Source organism: Pseudomonas sp. BE134, from assembly GCF_031456105.1.
In the GTDB taxonomy this organism is placed as follows: domain Bacteria; phylum Pseudomonadota; class Gammaproteobacteria; order Pseudomonadales; family Pseudomonadaceae; genus Aquipseudomonas.
Genome location: NZ_JAVDUA010000008.1, coordinates 101,133 through 127,217, shown reverse-complemented (window position 1 = coordinate 127,217; position 26,085 = coordinate 101,133). Strand labels below are relative to the sequence as shown.

The 26,085-nt window shown below is 59.5% G+C and carries 24 protein-coding genes; 14 read left to right on the top strand and 10 right to left on the bottom strand.

Annotated features, from left to right (window positions below; genetic code table 11):
* The first annotated feature begins 4 nt into the window (after nucleotides 1-4).
* The 3 genes from J2Y56_RS09225 (at nucleotide 5) to J2Y56_RS09215 (ending at nucleotide 2,651) form a co-directional block, all read left to right on the top strand.
* Entirely contained in the window at nucleotides 5-775 is a 771-nt protein-coding gene (locus tag J2Y56_RS09225) for an electron transfer flavoprotein subunit beta (RefSeq protein WP_310349828.1), read from the top strand.
* Nucleotides 776-795: 20 nt separating this feature from the next.
* Nucleotides 796-1,362, top strand: coding sequence for a GNAT family N-acetyltransferase (locus tag J2Y56_RS09220; RefSeq protein ID WP_007947744.1), 567 nt, complete (start codon nucleotides 796-798; stop codon nucleotides 1,360-1,362).
* Nucleotides 1,363-1,484: 122 nt separating this feature from the next.
* Nucleotides 1,485-2,651, top strand: a complete 1,167-nt coding sequence (locus J2Y56_RS09215) for a retropepsin-like aspartic protease (RefSeq protein WP_310349827.1) — start codon at nucleotides 1,485-1,487, stop codon at nucleotides 2,649-2,651.
* Nucleotides 2,652-2,900: 249 nt separating this feature from the next.
* Here the strand turns inward: J2Y56_RS09215 and J2Y56_RS09210 are convergent, their stop codons facing one another.
* Both J2Y56_RS09210 and gbcA read right to left on the bottom strand, forming a co-directional pair.
* Nucleotides 2,901-3,131: a hypothetical protein gene (locus tag J2Y56_RS09210; RefSeq protein ID WP_310349825.1), complete on the bottom strand. Its 231-nt coding sequence runs from the start codon at nucleotides 3,129-3,131 to the stop codon at nucleotides 2,901-2,903.
* Between the two features lie 305 nt (nucleotides 3,132-3,436).
* The gene (gene gbcA, locus J2Y56_RS09205; RefSeq protein ID WP_310349823.1) at nucleotides 3,437-4,732 is read right to left on the bottom strand and encodes a glycine-betaine demethylase subunit GbcA; all 1,296 of its coding nucleotides are present in this window, start codon (nucleotides 4,730-4,732) and stop codon (nucleotides 3,437-3,439) included.
* 296 nt (nucleotides 4,733-5,028) lie between these two features.
* Here gbcA and gbcB point away from each other — a divergent pair, with 296 nt between their 5' ends.
* The gene (gbcB, locus tag J2Y56_RS09200) at nucleotides 5,029-6,129 is read left to right on the top strand and encodes a glycine-betaine demethylase subunit GbcB (protein WP_007947741.1); all 1,101 of its coding nucleotides are present in this window, start codon (nucleotides 5,029-5,031) and stop codon (nucleotides 6,127-6,129) included.
* A 125-nt stretch (nucleotides 6,130-6,254) separates the two neighbouring features.
* Here the strand turns inward: gbcB and J2Y56_RS09195 are convergent, their stop codons facing one another.
* Both J2Y56_RS09195 and J2Y56_RS09190 read right to left on the bottom strand, forming a co-directional pair.
* Complete coding sequence (locus J2Y56_RS09195) at nucleotides 6,255-7,079, bottom strand: NAD(P)-dependent oxidoreductase (RefSeq protein ID WP_007947740.1); 825 nt, start codon at nucleotides 7,077-7,079, stop codon at nucleotides 6,255-6,257.
* A 280-nt stretch (nucleotides 7,080-7,359) separates the two neighbouring features.
* Nucleotides 7,360-8,400 carry a low specificity L-threonine aldolase gene (locus tag J2Y56_RS09190; RefSeq protein WP_007947739.1) on the bottom strand — a complete coding sequence of 347 codons (1,041 nt, stop codon included), beginning with the start codon at nucleotides 8,398-8,400 and terminating at the stop codon, nucleotides 7,360-7,362.
* 133 nt (nucleotides 8,401-8,533) lie between these two features.
* On the opposite strand from J2Y56_RS09190, the gene J2Y56_RS09185 reads away from it, so the two are divergent.
* The 8 genes from J2Y56_RS09185 (at nucleotide 8,534) to fdhA (ending at nucleotide 18,583) form a co-directional block, all read left to right on the top strand.
* Nucleotides 8,534-9,244 (top strand): TraX family protein, encoded by a 711-nt coding sequence (locus J2Y56_RS09185; RefSeq protein WP_310349821.1) that lies wholly within the window; start codon nucleotides 8,534-8,536, stop codon nucleotides 9,242-9,244.
* Nucleotides 9,245-9,529: 285 nt separating this feature from the next.
* Nucleotides 9,530-10,783 carry a serine hydroxymethyltransferase gene (gene glyA / locus J2Y56_RS09180; protein ID WP_007947736.1) on the top strand — a complete coding sequence of 418 codons (1,254 nt, stop codon included), beginning with the start codon at nucleotides 9,530-9,532 and terminating at the stop codon, nucleotides 10,781-10,783.
* A gap of 23 nt (nucleotides 10,784-10,806) precedes the next feature.
* Nucleotides 10,807-12,057 carry a sarcosine oxidase subunit beta gene (locus J2Y56_RS09175; protein WP_007947735.1) on the top strand — a complete coding sequence of 417 codons (1,251 nt, stop codon included), beginning with the start codon at nucleotides 10,807-10,809 and terminating at the stop codon, nucleotides 12,055-12,057.
* 14 nt (nucleotides 12,058-12,071) lie between these two features.
* Nucleotides 12,072-12,401: a sarcosine oxidase subunit delta gene (locus J2Y56_RS09170; RefSeq protein WP_007947734.1), complete on the top strand. Its 330-nt coding sequence runs from the start codon at nucleotides 12,072-12,074 to the stop codon at nucleotides 12,399-12,401.
* Nucleotides 12,398-15,415, top strand: coding sequence for a sarcosine oxidase subunit alpha (locus J2Y56_RS09165; protein ID WP_310349819.1), 3,018 nt, complete (start codon nucleotides 12,398-12,400; stop codon nucleotides 15,413-15,415). The genes J2Y56_RS09170 and J2Y56_RS09165 overlap by 4 nt, the downstream gene beginning before the upstream one ends.
* 132 nt (nucleotides 15,416-15,547) lie before the next feature.
* A complete protein-coding gene (locus tag J2Y56_RS09160) occupies nucleotides 15,548-16,180 on the top strand; it encodes a sarcosine oxidase subunit gamma family protein (protein ID WP_310349817.1) in 633 nt (210 codons plus the stop codon).
* Nucleotides 16,181-16,319: 139 nt separating this feature from the next.
* Nucleotides 16,320-17,177, top strand: coding sequence for a formyltetrahydrofolate deformylase (gene purU, locus J2Y56_RS09155; RefSeq protein WP_007947730.1), 858 nt, complete (start codon nucleotides 16,320-16,322; stop codon nucleotides 17,175-17,177).
* Nucleotides 17,178-17,383: 206 nt separating this feature from the next.
* The gene (fdhA, locus tag J2Y56_RS09150) at nucleotides 17,384-18,583 is read left to right on the top strand and encodes a formaldehyde dehydrogenase, glutathione-independent (RefSeq protein ID WP_007947729.1); all 1,200 of its coding nucleotides are present in this window, start codon (nucleotides 17,384-17,386) and stop codon (nucleotides 18,581-18,583) included.
* Nucleotides 18,584-18,645: 62 nt separating this feature from the next.
* On the opposite strand, the gene J2Y56_RS09145 is transcribed toward fdhA, so the two are convergent.
* Nucleotides 18,646-18,957, bottom strand: a complete 312-nt coding sequence (locus J2Y56_RS09145; RefSeq protein ID WP_007947727.1) for a hypothetical protein — start codon at nucleotides 18,955-18,957, stop codon at nucleotides 18,646-18,648.
* A gap of 240 nt (nucleotides 18,958-19,197) precedes the next feature.
* On the opposite strand from J2Y56_RS09145, the gene J2Y56_RS09140 reads away from it, so the two are divergent.
* Nucleotides 19,198-19,752 carry a DUF2780 domain-containing protein gene (locus J2Y56_RS09140; protein WP_310349815.1) on the top strand — a complete coding sequence of 185 codons (555 nt, stop codon included), beginning with the start codon at nucleotides 19,198-19,200 and terminating at the stop codon, nucleotides 19,750-19,752.
* 7 nt (nucleotides 19,753-19,759) lie between these two features.
* Here J2Y56_RS09140 and J2Y56_RS09135 read toward each other — a convergent pair whose 3' ends face one another.
* The gene (locus J2Y56_RS09135) at nucleotides 19,760-20,641 is read right to left on the bottom strand and encodes an acyltransferase (protein ID WP_310349813.1); all 882 of its coding nucleotides are present in this window, start codon (nucleotides 20,639-20,641) and stop codon (nucleotides 19,760-19,762) included.
* Between the two features lie 246 nt (nucleotides 20,642-20,887).
* Between J2Y56_RS09135 and J2Y56_RS09130 the strand changes: the two genes are divergently transcribed.
* On the top strand, nucleotides 20,888-21,394 hold the full coding sequence (locus tag J2Y56_RS09130; RefSeq protein WP_033049553.1) for an ATP-dependent zinc protease: 507 nt from the start codon (nucleotides 20,888-20,890) through the stop codon (nucleotides 21,392-21,394).
* A 24-nt stretch (nucleotides 21,395-21,418) separates the two neighbouring features.
* Here the strand turns inward: J2Y56_RS09130 and J2Y56_RS09125 are convergent, their stop codons facing one another.
* The 4 genes from J2Y56_RS09125 to J2Y56_RS09110 all read right to left on the bottom strand — a co-directional run bounded on the left by J2Y56_RS09125 (nucleotide 21,419) and on the right by J2Y56_RS09110 (nucleotide 26,021).
* A complete protein-coding gene (locus J2Y56_RS09125) occupies nucleotides 21,419-22,048 on the bottom strand; it encodes a glutathione S-transferase (protein WP_007947720.1) in 630 nt (209 codons plus the stop codon).
* Nucleotides 22,049-22,215: 167 nt separating this feature from the next.
* The gene (locus J2Y56_RS09120; protein ID WP_007947719.1) at nucleotides 22,216-22,395 is read right to left on the bottom strand and encodes a hypothetical protein; all 180 of its coding nucleotides are present in this window, start codon (nucleotides 22,393-22,395) and stop codon (nucleotides 22,216-22,218) included.
* Nucleotides 22,392-23,522, bottom strand: a complete 1,131-nt coding sequence (locus J2Y56_RS09115; protein WP_310349811.1) for a PepSY-associated TM helix domain-containing protein — start codon at nucleotides 23,520-23,522, stop codon at nucleotides 22,392-22,394. Before J2Y56_RS09115 ends, J2Y56_RS09120 begins: the two co-directional genes overlap by 4 nt.
* A 72-nt stretch (nucleotides 23,523-23,594) precedes the next feature.
* A complete protein-coding gene (locus J2Y56_RS09110; protein ID WP_007947717.1) occupies nucleotides 23,595-26,021 on the bottom strand; it encodes a TonB-dependent siderophore receptor in 2,427 nt (808 codons plus the stop codon).
* Between the last annotated feature and the right edge of the window lie 64 nt (nucleotides 26,022-26,085).

The following is a 26,085-nucleotide window of genomic DNA, read 5'->3' as shown; positions in this document are numbered from 1 at the left end:
GGTTATGAGCACGAAAATCATCAGCCTGGTGTCCATCGGCGCCCACCCGACCTCTGGCCGGCCACGTCGCGCGGAGCAGGATGCGCGGGCGGTGGAACTGGGCCTGCAACTGGCCGGGGATAACCTGCAAGTGCTGCACGCTGGCGACGTCGCGGAACCGGCGTTGCGCGCTTACCTGGGCATGGGCCTCGACCAGCTACACGTGCTGGAACAACCATCGGGCGCCGATGCCTTGCCGACGTTGACCGCTTATTTGCGCGATGCGGGGGCGCAGGTCGTGCTGACCGGCAGTCAGGCGGAAACTGGTGAGGGTTCGGGCATGTTGCCGTTCCTGCTGGCGGAAAGCCTCGGCTGGCCGCTGGTGGTGGGGTTGGCGCAGGTGGAATCCATCGACGGCAATTCAGCGCTGGTGCTTCAAGCCTTGCCGCGTGGTCAGCGCCGTCGCTTGAAAGTGCGCCTGCCGTTTCTCGCCACTGTGGATAACGCTGCGCCGAAGCCTCGGCAGAGCGCCTACGGACCGGCGCGTCGGGGTGTGTTACACGCCGATGACGTGGAAGTCGTCGACGATGAATTGCTGGCGGTCGCTACTCTGCAACCGGCCAAACCACGGCCCAAACGCTTGAAAGTGATCAAGGCCAAGAGCGGCGCCGATCGCATGAAGGCGGCGACGGCAAAGGCCAGCGGGGGCGGGGGGCAAGTGCTCAAGGGCGTTACGGCGCAAGCGGGGGCTGACGCCATTCTCAAATTGTTGATTGAAGAAGGAGTGGTCCGCTAACGGACCGTTGGGGGAAGTCAATGGCTGTTGAGTTTCGCTCTGCCCGGCGCAGCGACGCGCGGGAGATTGCGCGGTTGTTCCAGATTTCATCGGAGGGGGCTTCGGATTACATCTGGAGCCAGATAGCAGAGCCCGGCCAGGACCTGCTGGACGTTGGCGCCATCCGTTATGCCCGCGACGATGTGGATTTTTCCTATCAAAACTGTCTGATCGCCGAGTCAAACGGGGAAATCGTCGGCATGATGCACTGCTATGTGATGCGCCATGATCCGCTGGCGGCGCCGGTGACCGATCCGGTCTTGGCGCCCTACGCAACGATGGAAATCCCCGACACCCTCTATATCTCCAGCCTCGCGCTGCATGAGGGCTGGCGCAACCTCGGTCTGGGCAAGCAATTCCTCGCGTTCGCCTACGACCGGGCCAACCAGTTGGGGCTCAATGGCCTGAGCCTGATCGACTATGCCGCCAACACCGGTGCCCGGCGGTTTTACGAGCGACATGGCTTTCGTATCGTCGATACCTGCCAGATCACGCCCCACCCGATGATTCGGGTTACGGGGGAGGCCTATCTGATGTACCGGCCATAAGGGCTGCCGATCGCTCTGCCGCGCAGTGAGCTAAAGTTTTGCTGTGCGCTGGTTAAGGGTTTACGGAGCTTTCAGAGGTTCAGCGCTGAGTCATAAAACTGGTTTTTATGCGTGGGTTGAACATGAAGGTTCTGCGTAGGCGTGCAACGTGGTTGCTCAGTGCGGTGATGTGCGAGCCTGCGGGGTTGATGGCGGCTTCCAACACTGAGTCCGATCAGGATTTTTACCAGTGGCTAGAGTCGGAGCCAGGGCAAACAGCGTCGTTGGCCCAACTGCGCCAGCAGTGCGACAAGGTGCTGGACGCCGAAAATAACCTCAATTGCTCCGTGTCCGTTTTCGCCCGAATGTTCGAGGCCAAAGCCGCCAATCAGTTGCCTGATTACTACCTGGCGATCAAGCGCCGCCATGCCCGGGCCATCGCGAGTGATTCCGAGCTCAACATCCTGTTTTCCATGTTTGGCCGCCAATCGCTCGCCACCCTGCGCGCGGTCGGTGATTTCTCGGTGACCCGCTCCCGACGGCACGAGGTGCTGCCGATTTATCCACGTCCCGGTGAGGGATACGTCACAGACGAAGTGCTGCCCTACATCGACGTCAAAGCGGCCAATGGTGTCTCGACACGCTTTATCTTAGACACCGGCGCCCCGCAAACCCGGGTCAACGACAAAACTGCCAAGCGGATGGGCATCACGTTATTGACCGACTCCCATTACGGCTACAGCACCTATTATGGCGAGCACAACCTGCCTGCCAAACTCGGGATCTTCGATTCTTTGAAGATCGGCGGGAGCGAGTTCAAGAACGTCCTGGTGTTTGTCAGTGACCGGGATAACCTGTTGGGGCTTGATCTGATCGGTAAGCTGGGGCGTCTGAAGCTCAAAAAAAAGACCCTGGCGCTTAATGCTGAACCTCCTGCGCGATGCGATTCCCCCATTACCTATTCGCGTGCGGACATCAATCAAAGACTGACCATTGCCGCACGGCTGGATCGTCGGGAGACGCTGGCGATTGTTGATACAGGGAATGTGGATTACCTGACGTCGGCCTCACCGGGTGATCACCCGATTCACGTCGCCGAAAAATCGCGCCACCAGATCTTCAAGGGTGAGTTGGATTTGTCCGGGCACATCAGGTTAATGACCTACAAATACTACCCGGGCTTCACCATTCCTCCGTCGTTGGTGTCGGGTCAGTATGTGCCTTCGATTCTGTTGGGGTGGCGGGCATTCAATGATTATGAATTGAACCTGGACACTGAAGCGGGTCGTTCGTGCCTGAATAGAATCTGATTTACCCACAAACCCTGTTAGCGTTTCTGTGGATAACGTGTTTGCCCCTCGCTACACCCCATACATTTCAAGCCCTGTAAGCCTTCGTATAAAAAGCAACCAGCCTAACTGGCGGTTTTTACAGGCTTTTTGCGGTGGATAAGGTTTCTCGCTTTCCAATACTTGCCCCCAATCTCTGTTGACGCTTCTGTGGATAAGATGTTCGCTAACCGCTACAGGCCATGTAAACCGGGTGCCATAGGTGGTTGATTAAAAAACGATCAATCCATCGTTTTGGACCGGTAAACTGCCCGCAAACCCCGATTTGTCGCGGCTTTCAACGGTTTTCCACAGAACCGCAGAAGTTGCCCCCAAACTCTGTTGGCGCTTCTGTGGATAAGGTGTTCGCCATCCTCTGCAAGCCATATAAAACGTGCCCTGCAAGATTTTGATCAAAAAACGATCAGACGCTGTTAAAAACCCTGCTTCTGGATAAGTCACGGATTTTCTTCGGTTTCTGTGGAGAAAGTTATCTGTAACAGCACACTTGTCCCCAATAGCTGTGGGTGGAGGTGTGGATAACTTGTTTGCGGAAGGCTGGAAGGTGCGTGTGGCATAGCGCTGAACGGAATAGGTCATATTTCGTACAGTTCTGAATCGGGGGGAGGGATATCGGGGAAAGGACGTGTTGTCAGGGATGGCGCTTTCGCGAGCAAGCCCGCTCCCACACTCGACCGTGTCGTTCACAACGTCTATGAACACCACCGATCTAATGTGGGAGCGGGCTTGCTCGCGAAGCTTTTGACTTAGCCTTGGACCGGAACACCTTTGAGATACGGCGCAGGCTCAGCTCCCAGGTTATTCAGCAAACGCTCGCTGTACCAGTCCACGAAGTTCACCACGCCAAACTCATAGGTCTTGGAGTAAGGCCCTGGCTGGTACGCCGTGGAGTTGATGCCGCGCTGGTTCTCTTCGGCCAGGCGACGGTCCTGGTCGTTGGTGGCGTCCCAGACCTTGCGCATGCGTTCCACGTCGTAGTCCACGCCTTCGACTGCGTCCTTGTGAACGATCCACTTGGTGGTGACCATGGTTTCCTGAGCGCTGATCGGCCACACGGTGAAGACGATGATGTGATCGCCCATGCAGTGGTTCCACGAGTGTGGCAGGTGCAGGATGCGCATCGAACCCAGGTCCGGGTTTTTGATGCGCCCCATGAGTTTGGCGCAGCCCTGTTTGCCGTCCAAGGTCATCGACACGGTGCCTTTGAGCAGCGGCATGCGCACGATGCGGTTACGCAGGCCGAAGCTGGCGTGGGCGTAAGGGATCTTTTCGGCTTCCCAGGCGGCGGCAGAGGCGGCGACGTGGTCCTTGAAGGCCTGGTCGGCACGCGGATCGGTGACGTCGTCCCATTCCAGCAGGGTTTTCAGCAGTTCCGGGTGCGATGCGTTGCAGTGGTAGCACTCGCGGTTGTTTTCCAGCACCAGTTTCCAGTTGGCCTTTTCCATCAAGGTGGTGGTAATCGCCACCTTGGTGTTCTCCATGTCGTACGGTTCCATGTAATGGTTCAGCGTCGACAGGAAGTCATCAATGGCCGGTGGGTTCTCCGACAGGCTGATGAAAATGTAGCCGCCAGCGGTTTTCACGTTCACCGGCTTGAGGCCGTACTGATTCATGTCGAAGTCGGCGCCCATTTCGGTGCCGGCGAACAGCAGACGACCGTCCAGCTCATAGGTCCACTGGTGGTAGTGGCAGACCAGTTTGGCAACCTTGCCTTTTTCACTGGTGCACAGACGCGAACCACGGTGGCGGCAGACGTTGTGGAACGCATGCACCACGCCTTCTGCGCCGCGAATCACGATGATCGGGTTCTTGCCGACTTGCAGGGTCAGGTAGTTGCCCTTGGTCGGGATCTCGCAGGTCATGCCGGCGATCAACCACTCTTTCTGAAAGATTTCCTGCATGTCGATATCAAACAGCCGCTCGTCAGAGTAAAACGGCTGCGGCAGCGAGAAGGTACGCTCGCGCTCTTGCAGCATCTGCGCGGTGGCCTTGCGTGCGGGTTCCAGTGGATCGCCCAGACTGATTTTTGCGGTGACGTCCATCGATTTGATCCTCATGGCCATTCTGTGTGGCCGGCGAAAGTGGCTAATCAGGTGTACTGCTAGAGGTTGCTACGCAAGGTGTAAAGGATGTGTCTTGGTATGGGGCGAGTGTGGGGCCGGCGCCGGCCAGAACCTTATCCACGAGCGACATGGCCCACTCTGTTCCCGACGCGCAACCCCCGGTAGCTGCTGGCTGGTCGCGATAAGTATGTGAATGTCGCAGATAGGTAAATGGGTGGTCCGCGCGTTACGCAGAATCGCCAACATAAGGCCGAGCATCGGCGGTGGAGAACAGCATGTCCAACAGCTTCCTGAATCCGGTAACGACCCAGACCTGGGCCAATGGTCGACACATCGTCCGTTGCGTCAAAGTCATCCAGGAAACCTGGGATGTGCGCACCTTCTGCTTCATGGCCGACCAGCCGATCATGTTCTTCTTTAAACCGGGGCAGTTCGTCACCCTGGAGCTGGAAATCGAAGGCGTGCCGATCATGCGCTCCTATACCATTTCCAGCTCGCCGTCGGTGCCGTACAGCTTTTCGGTGACCATCAAGCGTGTGCCGGGCGGCAAGGTTTCGAACTGGCTGCATGACACCCTGCATGAAGGTCAGGAGCTGGCGGTACACGGCCCGGTCGGGCTGTTCAACGCCATGGACTTCACCGCGCCAAAAGTGCTGTACCTCAGCGGCGGCGTCGGCATCACGCCGGTCATGTCCATGGCGCGCTGGTTCTACGACACCAACGGTAACGTCGACATGGTGTTTATCCACAGCGCCCGCTCGCCCAAAGACATCATTTACCACCGCGAACTGGAACACATGGCGTCGCGGATCGATAACTTCAGCCTGCACCTGATCTGCGAGAAGCATGGTCTGGGCGAACCATGGGCCGGTTATCGCGGGTACCTGAACCACAAGATGCTTGAGCTGATGGCGCCAGACTTCCTTGAGCGCGAAGTGTTCTGCTGCGGCCCGACGCCGTACATGACGGCAGTCAAACGCTTGCTGGAAAACGCCGGTTTCGACATGAAGCGCTATCACGAGGAATCCTTTGGCGCCACGCCGCCGGAAGCCCGTGCCGATGCGGTGGAACAAGCCGAGCAAGCGGCGGATGCGCCGGAAGTCGATCTGGCGGACCTGCATCAAGTGGAATTCACCGCGTCCGGCAAAAGCATTCGCGTGGCGCCGGGTGAAACCGTTCACGCCGCCGCGGCCAAGCTCGGGCTGTTGATTCCGAAAGCGTGCGGGATGGGGATCTGCGGGACGTGCAAGGTGATGAAGCTGGGTGGCGAAGTCGAGATGGACCACAACGGCGGGATCACCGAAGAAGACGAGGCCGAAGGGTTCATCCTGTCGTGCTGCAGCGTGCCGAAGGGTGACGTGCGGATCGAGTTCTGACGGTTGCACAACTACCTTGTAGGAGCTGTCGAGTGAAACGAGGCTGCGATCTTGATCTTTTGAAATCAAAGTCAAAAGATCGCAGCCTCGTTTCACTCGACAGCTCCTACAGGGGGGTGGAGATTTCAGTCAATAAACAAGTCCGGCATCAACTTGTCGTTGGTGCCGGGCTCAAAGCGGTAGTGATCGAATTCGGTCACGCCATGCTCCCGCAGAATTTCCTCATCAATCAGCAATCGCCCGGTGATGCTGCGCCCGCTGCTGTCCAGAATGACGTGGGCGGCATCCGCCATGATTTCCGGCGTGCGCGCGTGTTTGAACGATTCCCGCGAGCCGAGCTGAAACTCAATGGCGGCAGTGGCGATCATGGTCTGTGGCCACAGCGAGTTGACGCTGATGCCGTAATTCTTGAATTCCTCGCTCATGCCAATCGTCAGCATGCTCATGCCGTATTTGGTCACGGTGTAGGGGCTGTATTGGGCGAACCACTGGGTCGCCAGATTCAATGGCGGCGACAGGTTAAGAATGTGCCCACCGGTTTTTTTCAGATAGGGCAGGGCGGCCTGGCTGCACAGCAGGACGGCGCGGGTATTGATTTGGTGCATCAGGTCGAAACGCTTGAGTTCGATGTGTTGAACCCCGGTCAGCTTGATCGCCCCGGCGTTGTTGATCAGCGCATCGATACCGCCGAAATGTTCGTTGGCTTGGGCCAGGGCTTTTCGTACCGCGTCTTCGTCACGCACATCCACCTGCAATGCCAGCGCCTTTGCGCCCGCCGCTTCAACTTCCTGCGCCACGCTGAAAATCGTGCCCGGTAGCTTGGGGTGCGGCTCGGCGCTTTTGGCCGCAATCACAATGTTGGCCCCGGCACGCGCCGCGCGCAGCGCGATCTCACGACCGATCCCGCGGCTGGCGCCGGTGATGAAAAGGGTTTTGCCTTTCAATGACATGCGTGCGCTCCCGATTATTGTTATGAGAGCGGATCAAAACCGCTCGCAGACAATGTAGACCAAGAGTTGCGTCACGCTCAGAGGCACTTTTTGTATCGGGAGGGCGACAGCGCTTTTATGTAGCAGCTGGCGCAGCCTGCGTTCGGCTGCACAGCAGTCGTGAATTCGGCCAACGCGGTATGTCATGCACACCGCGTTATAGGGTTTACGACTGCTTCGCAGCCGGACGCAGGCTTCGCCAGCTGCTACAGGGACTGTGTCGTTTCTGGCTGGTGGGAGATCAGCGGGACATGACTTCGCGAATGTCTGCGGCCAATTCCCGTACGCGCTCTTCTTCGGTGTCCCACGAGCACATGAAGCGGGCGCCACCGTTGCCGATGAAGGTGTAGAAGCGCCAGCCCTTGGCGGTCAGGGCGGCGATGGCCGGTTCCGAGAGTTGCAGGAATACGCCGTTGGCCTGCACCGGAAACATCAGTTCCACTCCCGTAATATCGCTCACCAGTTCGGCTAGCAACTGCGCGCAATGGTTGGCGTGGCGGGCGTATTTGAGCCAGGCGTCGTTTTCCAGGATCCCGACCCAGGGCGCCGAGAGGAAGCGCATTTTCGAGGCCAGCTGCCCGGCCTGTTTGCAGCGGTAGTCGAAGTCTTCAGCCAGTTTTTGGTTGAAGAACAAAATGGCCTCACCGACCGCCATGCCGTTTTTCGTGCCGCCGAAGCACAGCACGTCGACGCCGGCCTTCCAGGTCAGGTCCGCTGGCGAGCAGCCGAGGAACGCGCAAGCGTTGGAGAAACGCGCGCCGTCCATGTGCAGGTTCAGGCCCAGCTCTTTGCAAGTAACGCTGATGGCACGGATTTCTTCCGGGGTGTAGACGCTGCCGACTTCAGTGGCCTGGGTCAGGGTCACAACGCGCGGTTTTGGGTAGTGAATGTCCTGGCGCTTGAGGGCGACTTCGCGGATCGATTCCGGGGTCAGCTTGCCGTTTTCAGTGCGGGCGATCAGCAGCTTGGAACCGTTGGAGAAGAATTCCGGTGCGCCGCATTCGTCGGTTTCGACGTGGGCTGTTTCCGAGCAGATCACGCTGTGGTAACTCTGGCACAACGACGACAGGGCCAAGGAGTTGGCGGCAGTGCCGTTGAAGGCGAAGAACACTTCGCAGTCGGTTTCGAACAGTTTGCGGAAATAGTCGGAGGCGCGAGCGGTCCATTCATCGTCGCCGTAAGCGCGCTGGTGGCCGTGGTTGGCCTGTTCCATGGCCGCCCAGGCTTCAGGGCAGATACCGGAATAGTTGTCGCTGGCGAATTGTTGGCTCTTATCGGTCATAGCCCTGCTTTCCGTGGTCGAGACGCCTATGGTGAAGCGACTCGTGGTCAATGATGGTGCGCACTTTACCGAAGATCATCCGGGGAGCACACGCGATGCGTCTGACAGAAAAACACAAAGACGACGGGCAATTATGCACATGACGCAACGGGATGGGGCACTGGATCTGCTCAAGTGGCTGGCGCTGTTGAGCATGGTGCTCGATCACCTGCGATATGTCGGTTATTCCGTCGATCTGCTGTATGTCCCGGGACGGTTGGCGTTTCCGTGGTTTTGCCTGGCGATGGCGGTGAACCTTTCCCGTGCACGGGAAGTTACACATCAATGGCGGTATTTGGGCTGGTTGCTGCTGTTCAGTGCCGTCAGCGAAATACCTTACCGGCTGTTCATCCCTCATCTTTCCACCTTGAATGTGATGCCAACGCTGGCGCTCGGTCTGTTGGTTGCGCGTGGGTGGCAGCACCCGACGCTGTCATCGCGGCTGCTGGCGATTGGCGCGCTGTCGCTGGCGGCATTGTTCCGCGAACACGTGATGTTTGGTTTCTTTGGGGTGCTGTTGCCGTTGGCGATGGTGCTGGTGATTCGGCGTCCCTGGTATTTCGCGCTGCTACCGGCGTTGGTCTGTCTGGCAGCCAACGAATTGCACGTGCTGTATTACGCCGCGAAGCTGGGCAACAGTGCTGCCGTTCCTGGCATCGTCGCTTGTCTGATTGCGCCACTGCTTGGAATGTTGCTATTGCGACATGCCAGAGGCGTTCATCCGCCGCCGATGCGGCGCTGGGCATATGCCCTGTATCCGCTGCATTTCCTGCTGTTGCTCGCAGTCCGCCAAGTCTTCACATAACCCCTGTGGGAGCCAGCCTGCTGGCGATTGCGGAGGTTCAGCCACCTTCAGTGTCGCCTGTGCCGCCGTCATCGCCAGCAGGCTGGCTCCCACAGGGGATTTGCGCAGATTAGGAGGGTGTGTCTGTCAGAGCATTTCCCGCCATGTCGTAAACGCACCTTTGCGTGGCGTGCGTAGGCATTTGATCTGCCAGCGCCGGTCATACCATCGCATTCAAAGGGCACAGCCGAAAGGCGCATGCCTCACCGAGACGAATGGCGCACCACCGCCGCTGGGAGAGACGCGATGTTCAGCAAGCAAGACCAGATCCAGGGTTACGACGATGCACTGCTGGCGGCGATGAATGCCGAGGAGCAACGCCAGGAAGATCACATCGAGCTGATCGCGTCCGAGAACTACACCAGCAAACGCGTCATGGAAGCGCAAGGCAGCGGCCTGACCAACAAATACGCCGAAGGCTATCCGGGCAAGCGCTACTACGGTGGCTGCGAGCACGTCGACAAGGTTGAAGCCCTGGCCATCGATCGCGCCAAGCAACTGTTTGGTGCCGACTACGCCAACGTCCAGCCGCACTCCGGTTCTTCGGCCAACAGCGCCGTCTACCTGGCACTGCTGCAAGCGGGCGACACCATTCTCGGCATGAGCCTGGCCCATGGCGGTCACCTGACCCACGGCGCCAAAGTGTCGTCCTCGGGCAAGCTGTATAACGCCGTGCAGTACGGCATCGACACCAAAACCGGGCTGATCGACTACGACGAAGTCGAGCGTCTGGCCGTCGAGTGCAAGCCGAAGATGATCGTTGCCGGTTTCTCGGCCTATTCCAAGACCCTCGACTTCCCGCGCTTCCGTCAGATCGCCGACAAAGTCGGTGCCCTGCTGTTCGTCGACATGGCGCACGTCGCCGGTCTGGTCGCCGCCGGTTTGTATCCGAACCCGCTGCCTTACGCCGACGTGGTCACCACCACCACCCACAAGACCCTGCGCGGTCCGCGTGGTGGCCTGATCCTGTGCAAGTCCAACGAAGAAATCGAGAAGAAACTCAACGCTGCGGTATTCCCGGGTGCCCAGGGCGGCCCGCTGATGCACGTGATCGCCGGTAAGGCGGTGTGCTTCAAGGAAGCGCTGGAGCCTGGCTTCAAGGCCTATCAACAACAAGTGATCGACAACGCCCAGGCCATGGCCGGCGTGTTTATCAAACGCGGCTACGATGTAGTGTCCGGCGGCACCGATAACCACCTGTTCCTGGTCAGCCTTATCCGTCAGGGCCTCACCGGCAAAGAGGCGGATGCAGCACTCGGTCGCGCCCACATCACCGTGAACAAGAACGCTGTCCCGAACGATCCACAGTCGCCGTTCGTGACCTCCGGCCTGCGCATCGGCACCCCGGCGGTGACCACGCGCGGCTTCAAGGTGACCCAGTGCGTGACGCTCGCCGGCTGGATCTGCGACATCCTCGACAACCTCGGCGATGCCGATGTCGAGGCCAATGTCGCCGAGCAGGTTTCGGCCCTGTGCGCGGACTTCCCGGTTTATCGCTGAGCGCGGTTTTGGAGTAAATGACTATGCAACGCTACTCGGGCTTCGGCCTCTTCAAACACTCCCTCAGCCATCACGAAAACTGGCAGAAAATGTGGCGCACGCCGACCCCTAAAAAGGTCTATGACGTGGTCATCGTCGGCGGTGGCGGGCATGGTCTGGCGACCGCCTACTACCTGGCCAAGGAACACGGCATCACCAACGTGGCCGTGGTCGAGAAAGGCTGGCTGGGCGGCGGTAACACCGCGCGCAACACCACCATCGTTCGCTCCAACTACCTGTGGGACGAGTCGGCGCACCTGTACGAACACGCGATGAAACTGTGGGAAGGTCTGTCCCAGGACCTGAACTACAACGTGATGTTCTCCCAGCGCGGCGTTTACAACCTGTGCCACACCCTGCAAGACATTCGTGATTCCGAGCGTCGGGTCAGCGCCAACCGCCTCAACGGCGTGGACGGCGAACTGCTCGATGCCAAACAAGTGGCCGACGAGATTCCGTACCTCGACTGCTCGAAGAACACTCGCTATCCGGTGATGGGCGCGACCGTCCAGCGTCGCGGCGGCGTGGCCCGTCACGATGCCGTGGCATGGGGCTTTGCCCGTGCCGCTGACGCACTGGGCGTGGACTTGATTCAACAGACCGAAGTGATCGGCTTCCGCAAGGAAAACGGCGTGTGCATCGGTGTGGAAACCAACAAGGGCTTCATCGGTGCCAAGCGCGTCGGTGTCGTGACCGCCGGTAACTCCGGGCACATGGCCAAGCTCGCCGGTTTCCGTCTGCCGATCGAATCCCACCCGCTGCAAGCGCTCGTGTCTGAGCCGATCAAACCGATTATCGACAGCGTGATCATGTCCAACGCCGTGCACGGTTACATCAGCCAGTCCGACAAGGGTGACCTGGTGATCGGCGCCGGTATCGACGGCTACAACGGCTACGGCCAGCGTGGTTCGTACCCGGTGATCGAGCACACCATCCAGGCCATCGTCGAGATGTTCCCGGTACTGTCCCGCGTACGCATGAACCGTCAGTGGGGCGGCATCGTCGACACTACCCCGGATGCGTGCCCGATCATTTCCAAAACCCCGGTACCGAACATGTTCTTCAACTGCGGTTGGGGCACCGGCGGCTTCAAGGCCACACCTGGCTCGGGCAACGTATTTGCCGCAAGCCTGGCCAAGGGTGAAATGCACCCATTGGCCGCACCTTTCTCCATCGACCGTTTCCACAACGGTGCGTTGATCGATGAACATGGCGCTGCTGCGGTTGCCCACTAACAGGAGAAATCCCCATGTTGCATATCTTCTGTCCTCACTGCGGCGAACTGCGCTCCGAAGAGGAATTCCATGCATCCGGCCAGGCGCACATCCCGCGTCCACTGGATCCGACCACCTGCACCGACGAGGAGTGGGGCGACTACATGTTCTTCCGCGATAACCCTCGCGGTCTGCACCACGAGCTGTGGGATCACGTTGCCGGTTGCCGTCAATACTTCAACGTCACCCGTGACACCGTGACCTACGAGATTCTCGAGACCTACAAGATCGGCACCAAGCCGCAGTTCACCGACAAGACTGAAAGTCCGAAAGCGGCCGCGCAGGCTCTGGGAGCGAAGGTATGAGCCAGATCAATCGCCTGTCCAACGGTGGACGGATCGACCGCAACAAAGTGCTGAACTTCACCTTCAACGGCCAGAGCTACAAAGGCTTTGAAGGCGATTCGCTGGCCGCCGCCCTGCTGGCCAACGGTGTGGACATCATCGGTCGCAGCTTCAAATACTCCCGTCCGCGCGGCATCTTCGCCGCCGGTGCCGAAGAGCCGAACGCCGTGCTGCAGATCGGCGCGACCGAAGCCACGCAGATCCCGAACGTACGCGCCACGCAACAAGCGCTGTATCAAGGTTTGGTCGCCACCAGCACCAACGGCTGGCCAAGCGTGAACAACGACATGATGGGGATTCTCGGCAAGGTTGGCGGCAAGCTGATGCCGCCGGGCTTCTACTACAAAACCTTCATGTACCCGCAATCGTTCTGGATGACCTACGAGAAGTACATTCGTAAGGCCGCCGGTCTTGGCCGCTCGCCGACCGAGAACGATCCGGACACCTACGACTACATGAACCAGCACTGCGATGTGCTGATCGTCGGCGGTGGCCCTGCTGGCCTGGCCGCTGCATTGGCAGCAGCCCGCAGCGGTGCCCGCGTGATATTCGCCGATGAACAGGAAGAGTTCGGCGGCAGCCTGCTCGACTCCCGCGAAAGCCTCGACGGCAAGCCTGCCGCCGAATGGATCGCCAGCGTCATCGCCGAACTGAAAGACACCCCGGACGTGCTGCTGTTGCCGCGCGCCACGGTCAACGGTTACCACGACCATAACTTCCTGACCATCCACGAGCGCCTGACCGATCACCTCGGCGACCGCGCCCCGATTGGCCAGGTGCGTCAGCGCATCCACCGGGTTCGCGCCAAGCGTGTGGTTCTCGCCACCGGCGCTCACGAGCGTCCACTGGTCTACGGTAACAACGACGTGCCGGGCAACATGCTCGCTGGCGCCGTCTCGACTTACATTCGTCGTTACGGCGTGGCGCCGGGCAAAAAACTGGTGCTGTCGACCAACAACGATCACGCCTACCGCGTGGCGCTGGACTGGCTCGACGCCAGCCTGCAAGTCGTCGCCATTGCCGACGCCCGCAGCAATCCGCGTGGTGCCCTGGTTGAAGAAGCACGCGCCAAAGGCATTCGCATCCTGACCGGCAGTGCCGTGATCGAGACCCGTGGCAGCAAGCACGTGACTGCCGCTCGCGTTGCTGCGATTGATGTCAAAGCCCACGCCGTGACCAGTCCTGGCGAGTGGCTCGACTGCGATCTGGTGGCGAGTTCCGGTGGTTACAGCCCGGTGGTTCACCTGGCTTCGCACTTGGGCGGCAAGCCGATCTGGCGTGAAGACATCCTCGGTTTCGTGCCGGGCGAAGCACCGCAAAAACGCGTGTGCGTCGGTGGCATCAACGGCGTCTACGGTCTTGGTGATTCTCTGGCCGATGGTTTTGAAGGGGGCGCTCGCGCCGCTGCTGAAGCCGGGTTCCAAATGGTTGAAGGCGTACTGCCAAAAGCCTTGAGCCGTCTGGAAGAGCCAACGCTGGCGCTGTTCCAGGTGCCTCACGAAAAGAACACCGCACGGGCGCCGAAGCAATTCGTCGACCTGCAAAACGACGTCACCGCTGCCGCCATCGAACTGGCGACCCGCGAAGGCTTCGAGTCGGTCGAGCACGTCAAACGCTACACCGCATTGGGTTTCGGAACGGACCAGGGCAAGCTCGGCAACGTCAATGGCCTGGCCATCGCCGCCCGTTCGCTGAACGTGACCATCCCGCAGATGGGCACCACCATGTTCCGCCCCAACTACACGCCGGTGACGTTCGGCGCCGTGGCCGGTCGTCACTGTGGGCACATCTTCGAGCCGGTGCGTCACACCGCGCTGCATCACTGGCACGTGAAAAACGGCGCCGAGTTTGAAGATGTCGGTCAGTGGAAACGTCCGTGGTACTTCCCGAAAACCGGAGAAGACATTCACGCCGCCGTGAAACGCGAATGCAAAGCCGTGCGCGACAGCGTCGGCCTGCTGGACGCATCGACACTGGGCAAGATCGATATCCAGGGTCCGGATTGCCGTGAGTTCCTCAATCGCATCTACACCAACGCCTGGACCAAGCTCGATGTGGGCAAGGCGCGCTACGGCCTGATGTGCAAAGAAGACGGCATGGTCTTCGACGACGGCGTAACCGCTTGCCTCGCCGACAACCATTTCGTGATGACCACCACCACTGGCGGCGCTGCACGCGTGCTGCAATGGCTGGAAATCTACCACCAGACCGAATGGCCGGAGCTGAAGGTGTACTTCACTTCCGTGACGGATCACTGGGCAACCATGACCCTGTCCGGGCCGAACAGCCGCAAGCTGCTCAGCCACGTCACCGACATCGACCTGAGCAACGAAGCCTTCCCGTTCATGACCTGGAAAGAAGGTTCGGTCGGCGGTGTGCCGGCGCGGGTGTTCCGGATTTCGTTTACCGGTGAGCTGTCGTACGAAGTCAACGTGCAAGCCGACTACGCCATGGGTGTCCTGGAAAAAATTGTCGAGGCTGGCAAGCAGTACAACCTGACGCCATACGGCACCGAAACCATGCACATCCTGCGGGCCGAGAAAGGTTTCATCATCGTTGGGCAGGACACTGACGGCTCGATGACCCCGGACGACTTGAACATGGGCTGGTGCGTCGGTCGCACTAAACCTTTCTCATGGATCGGCCAGCGTGGCATGAACCGCGAAGACTGCGTGCGTGATCAGCGCAAACAGCTGGTGGGTCTGAAGCCGATCGATCCGACCAAGTGGCTGCCGGAAGGCGCGCAACTGGTGTTCAACACCAAGCAAGCGATCCCGATGACCATGGTCGGTCACGTGACTTCCAGCTACCTGCACAACTCCCTCGGTTATTCGTTTGCCATGGGCGTGGTGAAAGGCGGTTTGAAGCGCATCGGTGAGCGGGTTTTCGCACCGTTGGCGGATGGCAGCGTGATCGAGGCGGAAATTGTTTCTTCGGTGTTCTTCGATCCAAAAGGCGATCGCCAGAACGTGTAAGTCGATCGTTCCCACGCTCTGCGTGGGAATGCATCCCGGGACGCTCCGCGTCCCTCTAACAGCCGAACGCGGAGCGTCCGTAGAGGCATTCCCACGCAGAGCGTGGGAACGATCATTCAGGAAAGGTGCTTTATGACCGCAGCCAATGTTTACCAACAACGCCCAACCACCGGGGCCAAGGCCGAGTCGTCGCTGCATCATGCCGACCTCGCCAGTCTTGCGGGCAAGGGCCGCAAAAACGCCGGCGTGATCGTGCGTGAGAAAAAACTCCTCGGCCACCTGACCCTTCGTGGCGATGGCCACGATGCCGCGTTTGCCGCCGGCGTGCACAAGGCCCTCGGCATCGAATTGCCGGGTGCGCTGACCGTCGTCATCAAAGGCGAAACCAGCCTGCAATGGATGGGGCCGGATGAGTGGCTGCTGATCGTGCCGACCGGTGAAGAATTCGCCGCCGAGCAAAAACTGCGTGAAGCGCTGGGCGACCTGCACATCGCAATCACCAACGTCAGCGGCGGCCAGCAGATCCTCGAACTGAGCGGTCCGAAGGTGCGTCAGGTGCTGATGAAGTCCACCAGCTACGACGTGCACCCCAACAGCTTCCCGGTAGGCAAGGCTGTAGGCACGGTGTTCGCCAAGTCGCAACTGGTGATCCGCCATACCGCTGAAGACACCTGGGAACTGCTGATTCGTCGCAGCTTCTCGGATTACTGGTGGTTGTGGTTGCAGGATGCGGCCGCCGAATACGGCCTCAGCGTTCAGGCTTAACGATCGTTCCCACGTCGAGGCGTCGAACCGTCTGCGTGGGAATGCATCCCGGGACGCTCCGCGTCCCAAAGCGGACGCAGAGCGTCCATGGCGGCATTCCCACGCAGAGCATGGGAACGATCAGAGGAGAAACACGACTATGAGCCGCGCCCCAGACACATGGATTCTGACCGCCGACTGCCCCAGTGTCCTCGGCACCGTGGACGCGGTGACCCGCTTTTTGTTCGAGCAGGGCTGCTACGTCACCGAGCACCATTCCTTCGATGATCGGCTTTCGGGCCGTTTTTTCATTCGCGTGGAATTCCGTCAACCCGACGGCTTCGACGAGCAGGCCTTCCGCGCCGGTCTCGAAGAACGTGGTGCCAATTTCGGCATGATTTTCGAGCTGACCGCGCCGAACTACCGGCCAAAAGTGGTGATCATGGTCTCCAAGGCCGATCACTGCCTGAATGACTTGCTCTACCGCCAGCGCATCGGCCAATTGTCGATGGACGTGGCCGCCGTGGTTTCCAATCACCCGGACCTCAAGCCGCTGGCCGACTGGCACCAGATTCCTTACTACCACTTCCCGCTGGACCCGAACGACAAGCCGTCGCAGGAGCGTCAAGTGTGGCAGGTGATCGAAGAGTCCGGCGCCGAACTGGTGATCCTTGCGCGTTACATGCAAGTCCTGTCGCCAGAGCTGTGCCGCAAGCTCGACGGCAAGGCGATCAATATCCATCACTCCCTGCTGCCCGGTTTCAAGGGTGCCAAACCGTATCACCAGGCCTACAACAAGGGCGTGAAACTGGTCGGCGCCACGGCGCATTACATCAACAACGACTTGGACGAAGGGCCGATCATTGCCCAGGGCGTGGAGGCGGTGGACCACAGTCATTACCCGGAAGACCTGATCGCCAAGGGGCGGGATATTGAAGGGCTGACGTTGGCGCGGGCGGTTGGTTATCACATTGAACGACGCGTGTTTTTGAACGCGAACAGAACCGTCGTTCTGTAGATCGCCATCGCTGGCAGGCCAGCTCCCACAGGGATTTGTGTCTGCCCACAGATCTCAGTCACATCAAAGATCAACTGTGGGAGCTGGTCTGCCAGCGATGAGGCCTTAAAGGACAACACAAGACACAGGCAATAACCCGAGCAATCAACGCGCCGCCGATCCATGGCGACGCGACCGCTACATAAAAACAACAGCGAGGTGAAAGCATGTCTGGCAATCGTGGTGTGGTGTATCTCGGCAATGGCAAAGTCGAAATACAGAAAATCGACTATCCAAAAATGCAGGACCCGCGCGGCAGGAAGATTAACCACGCTGTCATCCTGCGTGTGGTTTCCACCAACATCTGTGGTTCCGACCAGCACATGGTGCGCGGCCGTACCACCGCTCAGACCGGTCTGGTGCTGGGCCACGAAATCACTGGCGAAGTCATCGAGAAGGGCAGCGACGTCGAGAACCTGCAAATCGGCGACCTGGTGTCCGTGCCGTTCAACGTGGCGTGCGGGCGCTGCCGTTCCTGCAAGGAAATGCATACTGGCGTTTGCCTGAGCGTTAATCCGGCGCGTCCGGGCGGGGCTTATGGCTATGTCGACATGGGCGACTGGACCGGCGGCCAGGCGGAATACGCGATGGTGCCGTACGCCGACTTCAACCTGCTGAAACTGCCTGATCGCGACCGTGCGATGGAAAAAATCCGCGACCTGACCTGTCTCTCCGACATCCTGCCCACTGGTTACCACGGCGCCGTAACGGCTGGCGTTGGTCCAGGCAGCACCGTGTACATCGCCGGTGCCGGCCCGGTCGGCCTGGCTGCGGCTGCGTCCGCTCGCCTGTTGGGCGCTGCAGTGGTGATCATCGGTGACGTCAACACCGTTCGCCTGGCCCACGCCAAAGCCCAGGGTTTCGAAATCGCCGACCTGTCCCTGGACACGCCGCTGCACGAACAAATCGCTGCGCTGCTGGGCGAGCCGGAAGTGGATTGCGCCGTCGACGCCGTAGGCTTCGAAGCACGCGGTCATGGCCATGACGGCGTGAAACACGAGGCTCCTGCCACCGTGCTCAACTCACTGATGGGCGTGGTTCGTGTGGCCGGCAAAATCGGTATCCCTGGCCTGTACGTGACTGAAGACCCGGGTGCTGTGGACGCCGCCGCGAAAATGGGCAGCCTGAGCATTCGCTTCGGCCTGGGCTGGGCCAAATCCCACAGCTTCCACACCGGCCAGACGCCAGTGATGAAGTACAACCGCCAGCTGATGCAGGCGATCATGTGGGACCGAATTCATATTGCCGATATTGTTGGCGTGGAAGTCATCAGCCTGGATGACGCACCGCGTGGTTATGGCGAGTTCGATGCCGGCGTGCCGAAGAAGTTTGTGATTGATCCGCATAAGTTGTTTAGTGCAGCGTAAGTTTCAGTCATATACAAAGGGCAACCCGTCGGGTTGCCCTTTTTATTCTTGAGTCAAACTGGCTATTTAAATGCGCACTTGCTGGCGTCGCCGTCTTTGGTTGCGCAATCATCGCCTTTCCAATTGCTTACAGTGCCTTGTACCGGAGCACCGGTCCTGATACCAGAAGAGGCGCCCAGGTCGTCCTTGCCTTCATATCGGCAGATGACTACCGAATTGGCATTGTCTTTGTCTTGAAGGCGTGCAGAGGTGAAGGTGAGATCTTCGGCGCCTTGACCATTGGTTACCGAGAGTGTGGGGCAGGTTGCTGCATAGGCGGTGCTCATCATAGCCAGACTAACCAGGGCACTAGCGACAATTTTCAGCTTCATCATTTGTATTCCGTTACTTAAAAGGAGCAAAAATCTTGGCTTTGTTTGTGGTTGGTGCCAACTGTCAGATCTGACAGATTTTTATATCGGTTTATTATGATTTTTAGGCTTTTAATGCCTTTTAGCTTAAGGGCGATAGCACTTGTAAAGCTTCGCTTCGGAACAAGGCAGTAAATGCCGGGTCAAACCGGCAGCTTTCCCGTCCGCTCACGGGCGGTTTTCATGGCACAAGAGGATGTCTGGATGAAGATTTCACGCGGTTTTGCACTGGCTTCGCTGATGAGTCTGGCGGCCAGCCCGGTCTTTGCTCAGTTCAGCCTGAACGATGCGGCCAATGCCATCTCCGGCATGAAGGGCGATAACGCAGCCGCCGCAGCCGCGCCGACCCCGCAGACGGCCGATCTGCTGAGTGCGCTGAGCGAATTGAACGTGACGCCACAACAAGCTGTTGGCGGCGCCGGGGCGATGCTCGGGTTGGCCAAGAATCAATTGAGTTCGACCGATTACTCCGAGTTGGCCAAAAGCGTACCAGGCATCGACATTTTGTCGGGCGGTGGTGAGTTGGGTGCCCTCGCGGGCTTACTCGGTTCGTCCGGCAAAGCCGCCGGTCTGGATAACGCCCTGGGCAACGTGAAGAACACCAACGACCTGAACGATGCGTTCAGCGCATTGGGGATGGACGGCGGAATGATCGGCCAGTTTGCCCCGGTGCTGCTGCAATACCTCGGTCAGCAAGGCGTTGGCGGTTCGTTGCTGGATAGCCTGGGCGGAATCTGGGGCGCCGGCACCGGCATTTGATTCAACGTCACTCGGCGCGCAATGCGTCGATCTGTCGATCCTTCTCGATCCAGAGCTGGTTGACCCAGTTCTGGATTTTTTCGCGAAACAGCGGATCGTTTTCGTAATCGTCTTGCCACAGCTCGGAGTCGAGTTGGCGGGTTTTGATGTCGATGATGACTTTAGGCACGTTGCCGCTGATCAAATCCCAGAACCCCGGAATCGCCTGTTGCGGATACACCACCGTCACATCGAGTACGGCGTCCAGTTGTTCGCCCATCGCAGCCAGCACGAACGCCACACCGCCGGCCTTGGGCCGAAGCAGGGGAGTGAAGGGCGATTGTTGTTGGGCGCTTTTCGCGGCGGTATAGCGTGTGCCTTCCAGGTAGTTGACCACCGTCACGGGCTGGCGCTTGTACAACTCGCACGCCGCTTTGGTGATCTCCAGATCCTTGCCCGCCAGCTCTGGGTGCTTGGCCAGGAAGGCCTTGGTGTAGCGCTTCATGAACGGGTAATCCAGCGCCCACCACGCCAGGCCCAGGAACGGTACCCAGATCAGCTCTTTCTTGAGGAAGAACTTGAAGAACGGTGTGCGCCGATTCAGGGCCTGGATCAAGGACGGGATATCGACCCAGGACTGATGATTGCTGATCACCAGATACGACGTATCGACACGCAGGCCATCGCCGCCACGGATGTCCCACCGGGTCGGAATGCACCACCGGAAGATCAGCTTGTCGATCTCCGCCCAGGTCTCGGCGATCCACATCACCACCCATGAGGCGTAGTCGAGAAAGCGACCGGGCAGAATCAGTTTGAGCAGGGCAAACACCATCAGTGGCCCGATCAGGACCAGGGTATTGAGCAACAGCAGCAGGACAACGAAACAGCCGGTGAGCAGGCGGCGCATAAGTAACTCTTGGAATCATTTGGGCGCGCCATGATAAGCAGCTTGGGGCGACAGGCCAAATCGGGGGTGACGAATGTTTCACCTTTGAGGCGTTAACCTTGCGACACGATCGTTCCCACGCTCTGCGTGGGAACGCCTCAATGGACGCTCCGCGTCCGCGTCCGCTTCTGGGACGCAGAGCGTGGGAACGATCTACTCGACAACGGTCTAAAATCCCGCTGCCCACTCCTTATGGATGCCCATTACGTGAAATCGATCCTTGCACTGCTTTCCCTGGTGGCCCTGCCAATTATGGCTGCCGAGCCGACCCTGTACGGGCGTTACGAATACATCGCGCTGCCGGAAATCGGCGGTGAAGTGCTCAAGGCCAAGATGGACACCGGTGCCCTGACCGCGTCGCTGTCGGCCAAAGACATCGAAACCTTTACCCGCGACGGTGAAGAATGGGTGCGTTTCCGCCTTGCCACCAAGGACGCGAGCAACAAGGTCTACGAACACAAGGTCGCACGGATCAGCAAGATCAAGACCCGCTCCGAAGAAGATGAGGAAGACGCGGATGTGGTCGCGCCCACCAAGCGCCCGGTAGTCGATCTGGAGCTGTGCCTGGGCAATGTCAAGCGCACCGTCGAGGTCAACCTGACCGACCGCAGCAGCTTCAATTACCCGCTGCTGATCGGCGCCAAGGCTTTGCGTGAGTTCGGTGCGGCGGTGAACCCGGCGCGACGGTTTACCGCCGACAAACCCGACTGCTGAATTCAAGCGGTTTCCAGCGCAGATCTAAACCTTGGGCATCGTCGCCAACATCGAAGGCCGCTGACTCACCTCGAAATACCACGCCGCCAACTGCGGATTCGCCTCGCGCCACGCCAGATCCGGATGGCGCAAATCGATGTAACCCAGGGCACAGGCAACGCTGATCGCAGCGACATCGAAATGGCTGGTCAACTCGGCAATCGCATCTTTTTCCAGCAACGCCAACCCGCGACGAATCTTGTCGCGCTGGGCCTCCAGCCATTCGTCCCAATGCTTCTGCGGATCGCGCAGGACCATTTCATAACGAACCATTACCGAAGCGTCCATGATCCCGTCGGCCAGGGAGGCCAGGGTCAGGCGCCGCCAGCGCGCCGAACCGTCGCGTGGAATCAGCGGGTTACCGACGTGCTGGTGATCGAGGTAGTCGAGGATCACCCGGCTGTCATGGATGACGGTGCCGTCGGCCAGGCGTAGCGCAGGGATTTTGCCCAGCGGGTTGTCTTCGTTGAGTGACTGATCGGGGCTGACCGGTGTGAGCACACAATCTTGCAGCGCCACGCGGCCGATCTGACCGGTCTCGTGCAGCAGCACCATGACTTTACGAACGAAGGGCGATAGAGCGTTGTGGTACAGGGTCATGCTGGGGGCGGACATGGCAGCGTCTCGGTCGGTGGCAGTGTCGGCAGCATAGCGCGTTGACCCGATAGCTCAAGGTCGACCCCTGTAGGAGTGAGACCGGCTTGCTGGCGATAGCGGTGAAACAGGCAACAAGAATGTTGAGTGTGACGGCCTCATCGCGAGCAGGCTCACTCCTACACAGATCAGCGGCGTTGCAGCAGGCCGCGCAGGGCGAAGAAGGCGGGAACGCCCAGGCCAAGCCAGCTCAAGGCGTCCCACACGCCATCACCCAGCAGCGCCGCGAATAACCCGGCGGCGCTGAGCAAGGCGATAACCGTGGGCGTGCCGAAGACCTTCCAGAAGTTCGATTGCCTTGGCTTCATGCTTGAGCCTCGGCGGATTCGAGCACCGGTTTTGCCGCTTTGCGCCGCACCACCCACAGGTAAACCCCGCTGCCGAGCACGATGATGGTCAGCACATCGAGGGTCGCCCACAGGATCCGCATCGGCATGCCGCCGTAATCACCGAAGTGCAGGGGTTGTGACATGCCCATGACGTCCATGTACCACGGTCGTTCCGCCACGGCGGTGACTTGCAGGGTGCTGGCGTCGATCAGCACCGGTGTCAGCAGGTGCGAAGTCAGGTGGGTGTTGCCTTTCATGAACACCGCGTAATGGTGCTCGCTGGAAAACCGCGTACCGGGGAAGGCGATGAAGTCCGGCGTCATGTCCGGCGCAACTTCCTTGGCGATGTCGAACAGGCGGGTCGCCGGCGCGAGTTGCGTCAGGGGTGGCACGTCGCGGTACGGCGCGACCATCGCGTTCAGGCTCTCGTAGCGCCAGGCGGCAATCAGCAGGTCGGCGCAGGCGCTGATAACGCCTGTCACGCCCACCACCAGCGCCCAAGTCAGCGTGACCACACCGATCAGGTTATGCAGATCAAGCCAGCGCAGGCGGGTGGATTTGTCCTGGCGGACGGTGGCGAACTTCAGGCGGCGCATGAACGGCAAATACAGGACCGCCCCGGAAATGATGGCGATCACAAACAATAGCCCCATGAACGCCAGGAACAACTTGCCCGGCAGACCGGCAAACATGTCCACATGCAGGCGCAGCATGACCATCATGAAACCGCCGTTGGCCGAGGGCATTTCCAGGGCTTCGCCGGTGCGGGCGTCGAGCATGAAAGTATGTGACGAATTCGGCTCGGCACCGGCAGTAGCGGCCATGATTGCAAAGGCGCCGTTGGGCTCATCTTCGTCAAAACCGAAATACTGCATGACCTCACCGGGGCGATGCTTTTCAGCCGCCAACACCAACTGCTGCAAATCGAGCAATGGCGTGTCCGCCGGCATTTGCTTCAATTCGGGGGCATCGCCCAGCAGGTGATCGATCTCATGGTGGAAGATCAACGGCAGCCCGGTCACTGCCAGCATCAACAAAAAGACCGTGCAAATCAGGCTGCTCCAGGTATGGACAAAGGACCAGCGTCGTATTGTTTTACTTTTCATATCCAGGCCTTCAGAAATACCAAAGCCGTCCTGAAGAGGACGGCCTGGTGTTGGGGTATGCCGGTCAGACAATTACCACTTGTAGCTTGCACTGGCGACGACGCTGCGCTGGTCGCCGTAGTAGCAGTAGAAACTGTCGCAAGTGGAGATGTAGTCCTTGTCGAACACGTTGGTGGCGTTCAAGGCCAGGGACGCGCCTTTCAGGCTGCTGTCCAGACGACCGAGGTCGTAGTGCACGGCCGCATCGAACACGGTGTAGGCATCGGCCTTGCCCAGTTCGGTGTTGGCCTGATCGCCGTAGGTATTGCCGGTGTAGCGAGCGCCGGCACCGACGCCGAAGCCGTCCAGCAAGCCGTTGTGCCAGGTGTAGTCAGCCCACAGCGACGCCTGTTGGTTAGGCATCAGTTGCAGGCGATTGCCCTTGAACTCGCCATCCTGTACTTCGGATTTGGCCAGGGTGTACGCCGCGACGAGCTTGAGGTTTTCAGTTACATCGGAAACCGCTTCCAGTTCCAGGCCTTTGACTTTGACTTCGCCGGTCTGGCTGGTGATCGATGTGCCGCCAACGTTGGTGGTGACCGAGACGTTTTTCTGGGTCAGGTCATAGATTGCGGCAGTCAGCAGGGTGTCGCTGCCGGGTGGCTGGTACTTGATACCCAGTTCCCACTGATTGCCTTCGGTAGGTTTGAACGATTCGGTGGCCGAGGCCGATGCACCGGTCGTGGGCTGGAAGGACTCGGCGTACGACAGGTACGGCACAAAGCCCGAGTCAAACACGTAACTGATAGCCGCGTTGCCACTGAAGTTCTTGTCACGTTCGGTGTTGGTGGCATCGCCTTTGTTGAAGAACTTGGTGCCGGTGTGCACCCAGTCCTCACGTCCGCCGAGGGTGAAAAGCCAATGGTCGAGGGCCATCTGGTCCTGCAAGTACAGACCGGTCTGGTAGGTCTTCTGGTCGTAATCGTAGAACGCGGTGGAACGGTCCGGACGCTCGATCGGCAAACCGTATATCGGGTTGTTGACGTTGGTCGGTGGTGCGGTTCCGAAGATGGAGAGGTAGTTGGTATTGCTGCGCTGGTGATCGAGACCCACCAGCACGGTGTGACGCACGTCACCCGTTGCAAAATCGGCCTGGAAGTTGTTATCCACGGCGAACTGACTGATGTCTTCATCGACGCTGGTGGTGGTGCGGCCAACGTTGCCCGCATCATCAACCTGGGTGAACGGATACGCGCCGACGGTGATGCCCTGGAACGACAGGTCCGTCTTGGTATAACGCAGGTTCTGCTTGAACTGCCAGACGTCGTTCAGACGATGTTCGAACGCATAGCCCAGCGCGTAGTAGGTGCGGTCGTAATATTCCCAGTCCGGATCGCCAAGGTTCTTGTGATGTGAAATATCACCAAACGGCATGTCGATTTTAGTGCCTTGTATCGGCAGGAACTGGCTGGTGATGCCGGTATCGTCGCGGGTGAATTGCGTCAGCAAGGTGAACTGGGTGTCCGGGTTGATGTTCCAGGTCAGGCTCGGCGCAATGTTGTAGCGCTTGTTGTCGACGTGGTCGATCTGCGTGCCGGCGTCGCGCACTACGCCGCTGAGGCTGTAAAGAAACTGGCCTTCGTCATCAATCTTGCCGGTGTTGGCGAAGTTGATCTGACGATAATTGTCGCTGCCGTATTGCAGGTCGATCTCGTTGCTCTCTATCGCCGTTGGACGGCGGCTGACCATGTCCAGCAGGCCCCCCGGCGGGGTCTGGCCGTAAACTGAAGAAGCCGGGCCGCGCAGTACGGACAGGCGGTCGAGGTTCCAGGTTTCCTGTTTCGGATTGGCGTACACGCCTTTAGGCAGAGGCAGGCCGTCGAGGAACTGGGTCGGTTCAAAACCGCGAACGCGCAGCCAGTCGGCGCGGGTGTCGCTGCCGTAGCTGCTGGCGGTGACACCGGGCATGTAGCGCACGGCGTCATCGAGGTTTTGCACATTGCGATCGTCCATCTGGTCGCGGGTAACGACCGAAATCGAACGCGGTACGTCCACCAGCGCTGTATCGGTCTTGGTGCCGGCGGCGGTGCGAGTGGCCAGGTAGCCTTCTACCGGGCTCCAGGCGGTTTCGCCATTGTCCACGCCGATGACGGCGGTTTCCGGCAGGGCCAGTGTGCCCTCTGGAATGGCGACCAGGCTGTAGGTGCCGGCGCTGCTCTGTTCCAGTTGCAGGCCCGTGCCGCGCAAGGCTTCACGCAGGGCACCAGCGGCGTCGAACTGGCCCTTCACCGGTGCCGAGGATTTGCCTGCGGCGAGCGATGGATTCAACGAGAGCGCCAGACCGGCCTGGCTCGCAATCTGGTTAAGGGTGCTGGCCAACGGTGCGGCCGGCAGGTTGTAGGCGCGAACGCTCAATGCCTGTTCAGCGGCGATCAGTTGGCTACTGGCCAAGGGCGTACAAAAGGCAATGGCGACAGCCAGCAAGCTGGGGCGCAACAGGGTATAGAGCGAACGGGGCATGCAGCGGCTCCTGAATGGAAATATTTCTCAATTGCTTAGGTGCCGTACGAGAATCAAAAAGTGA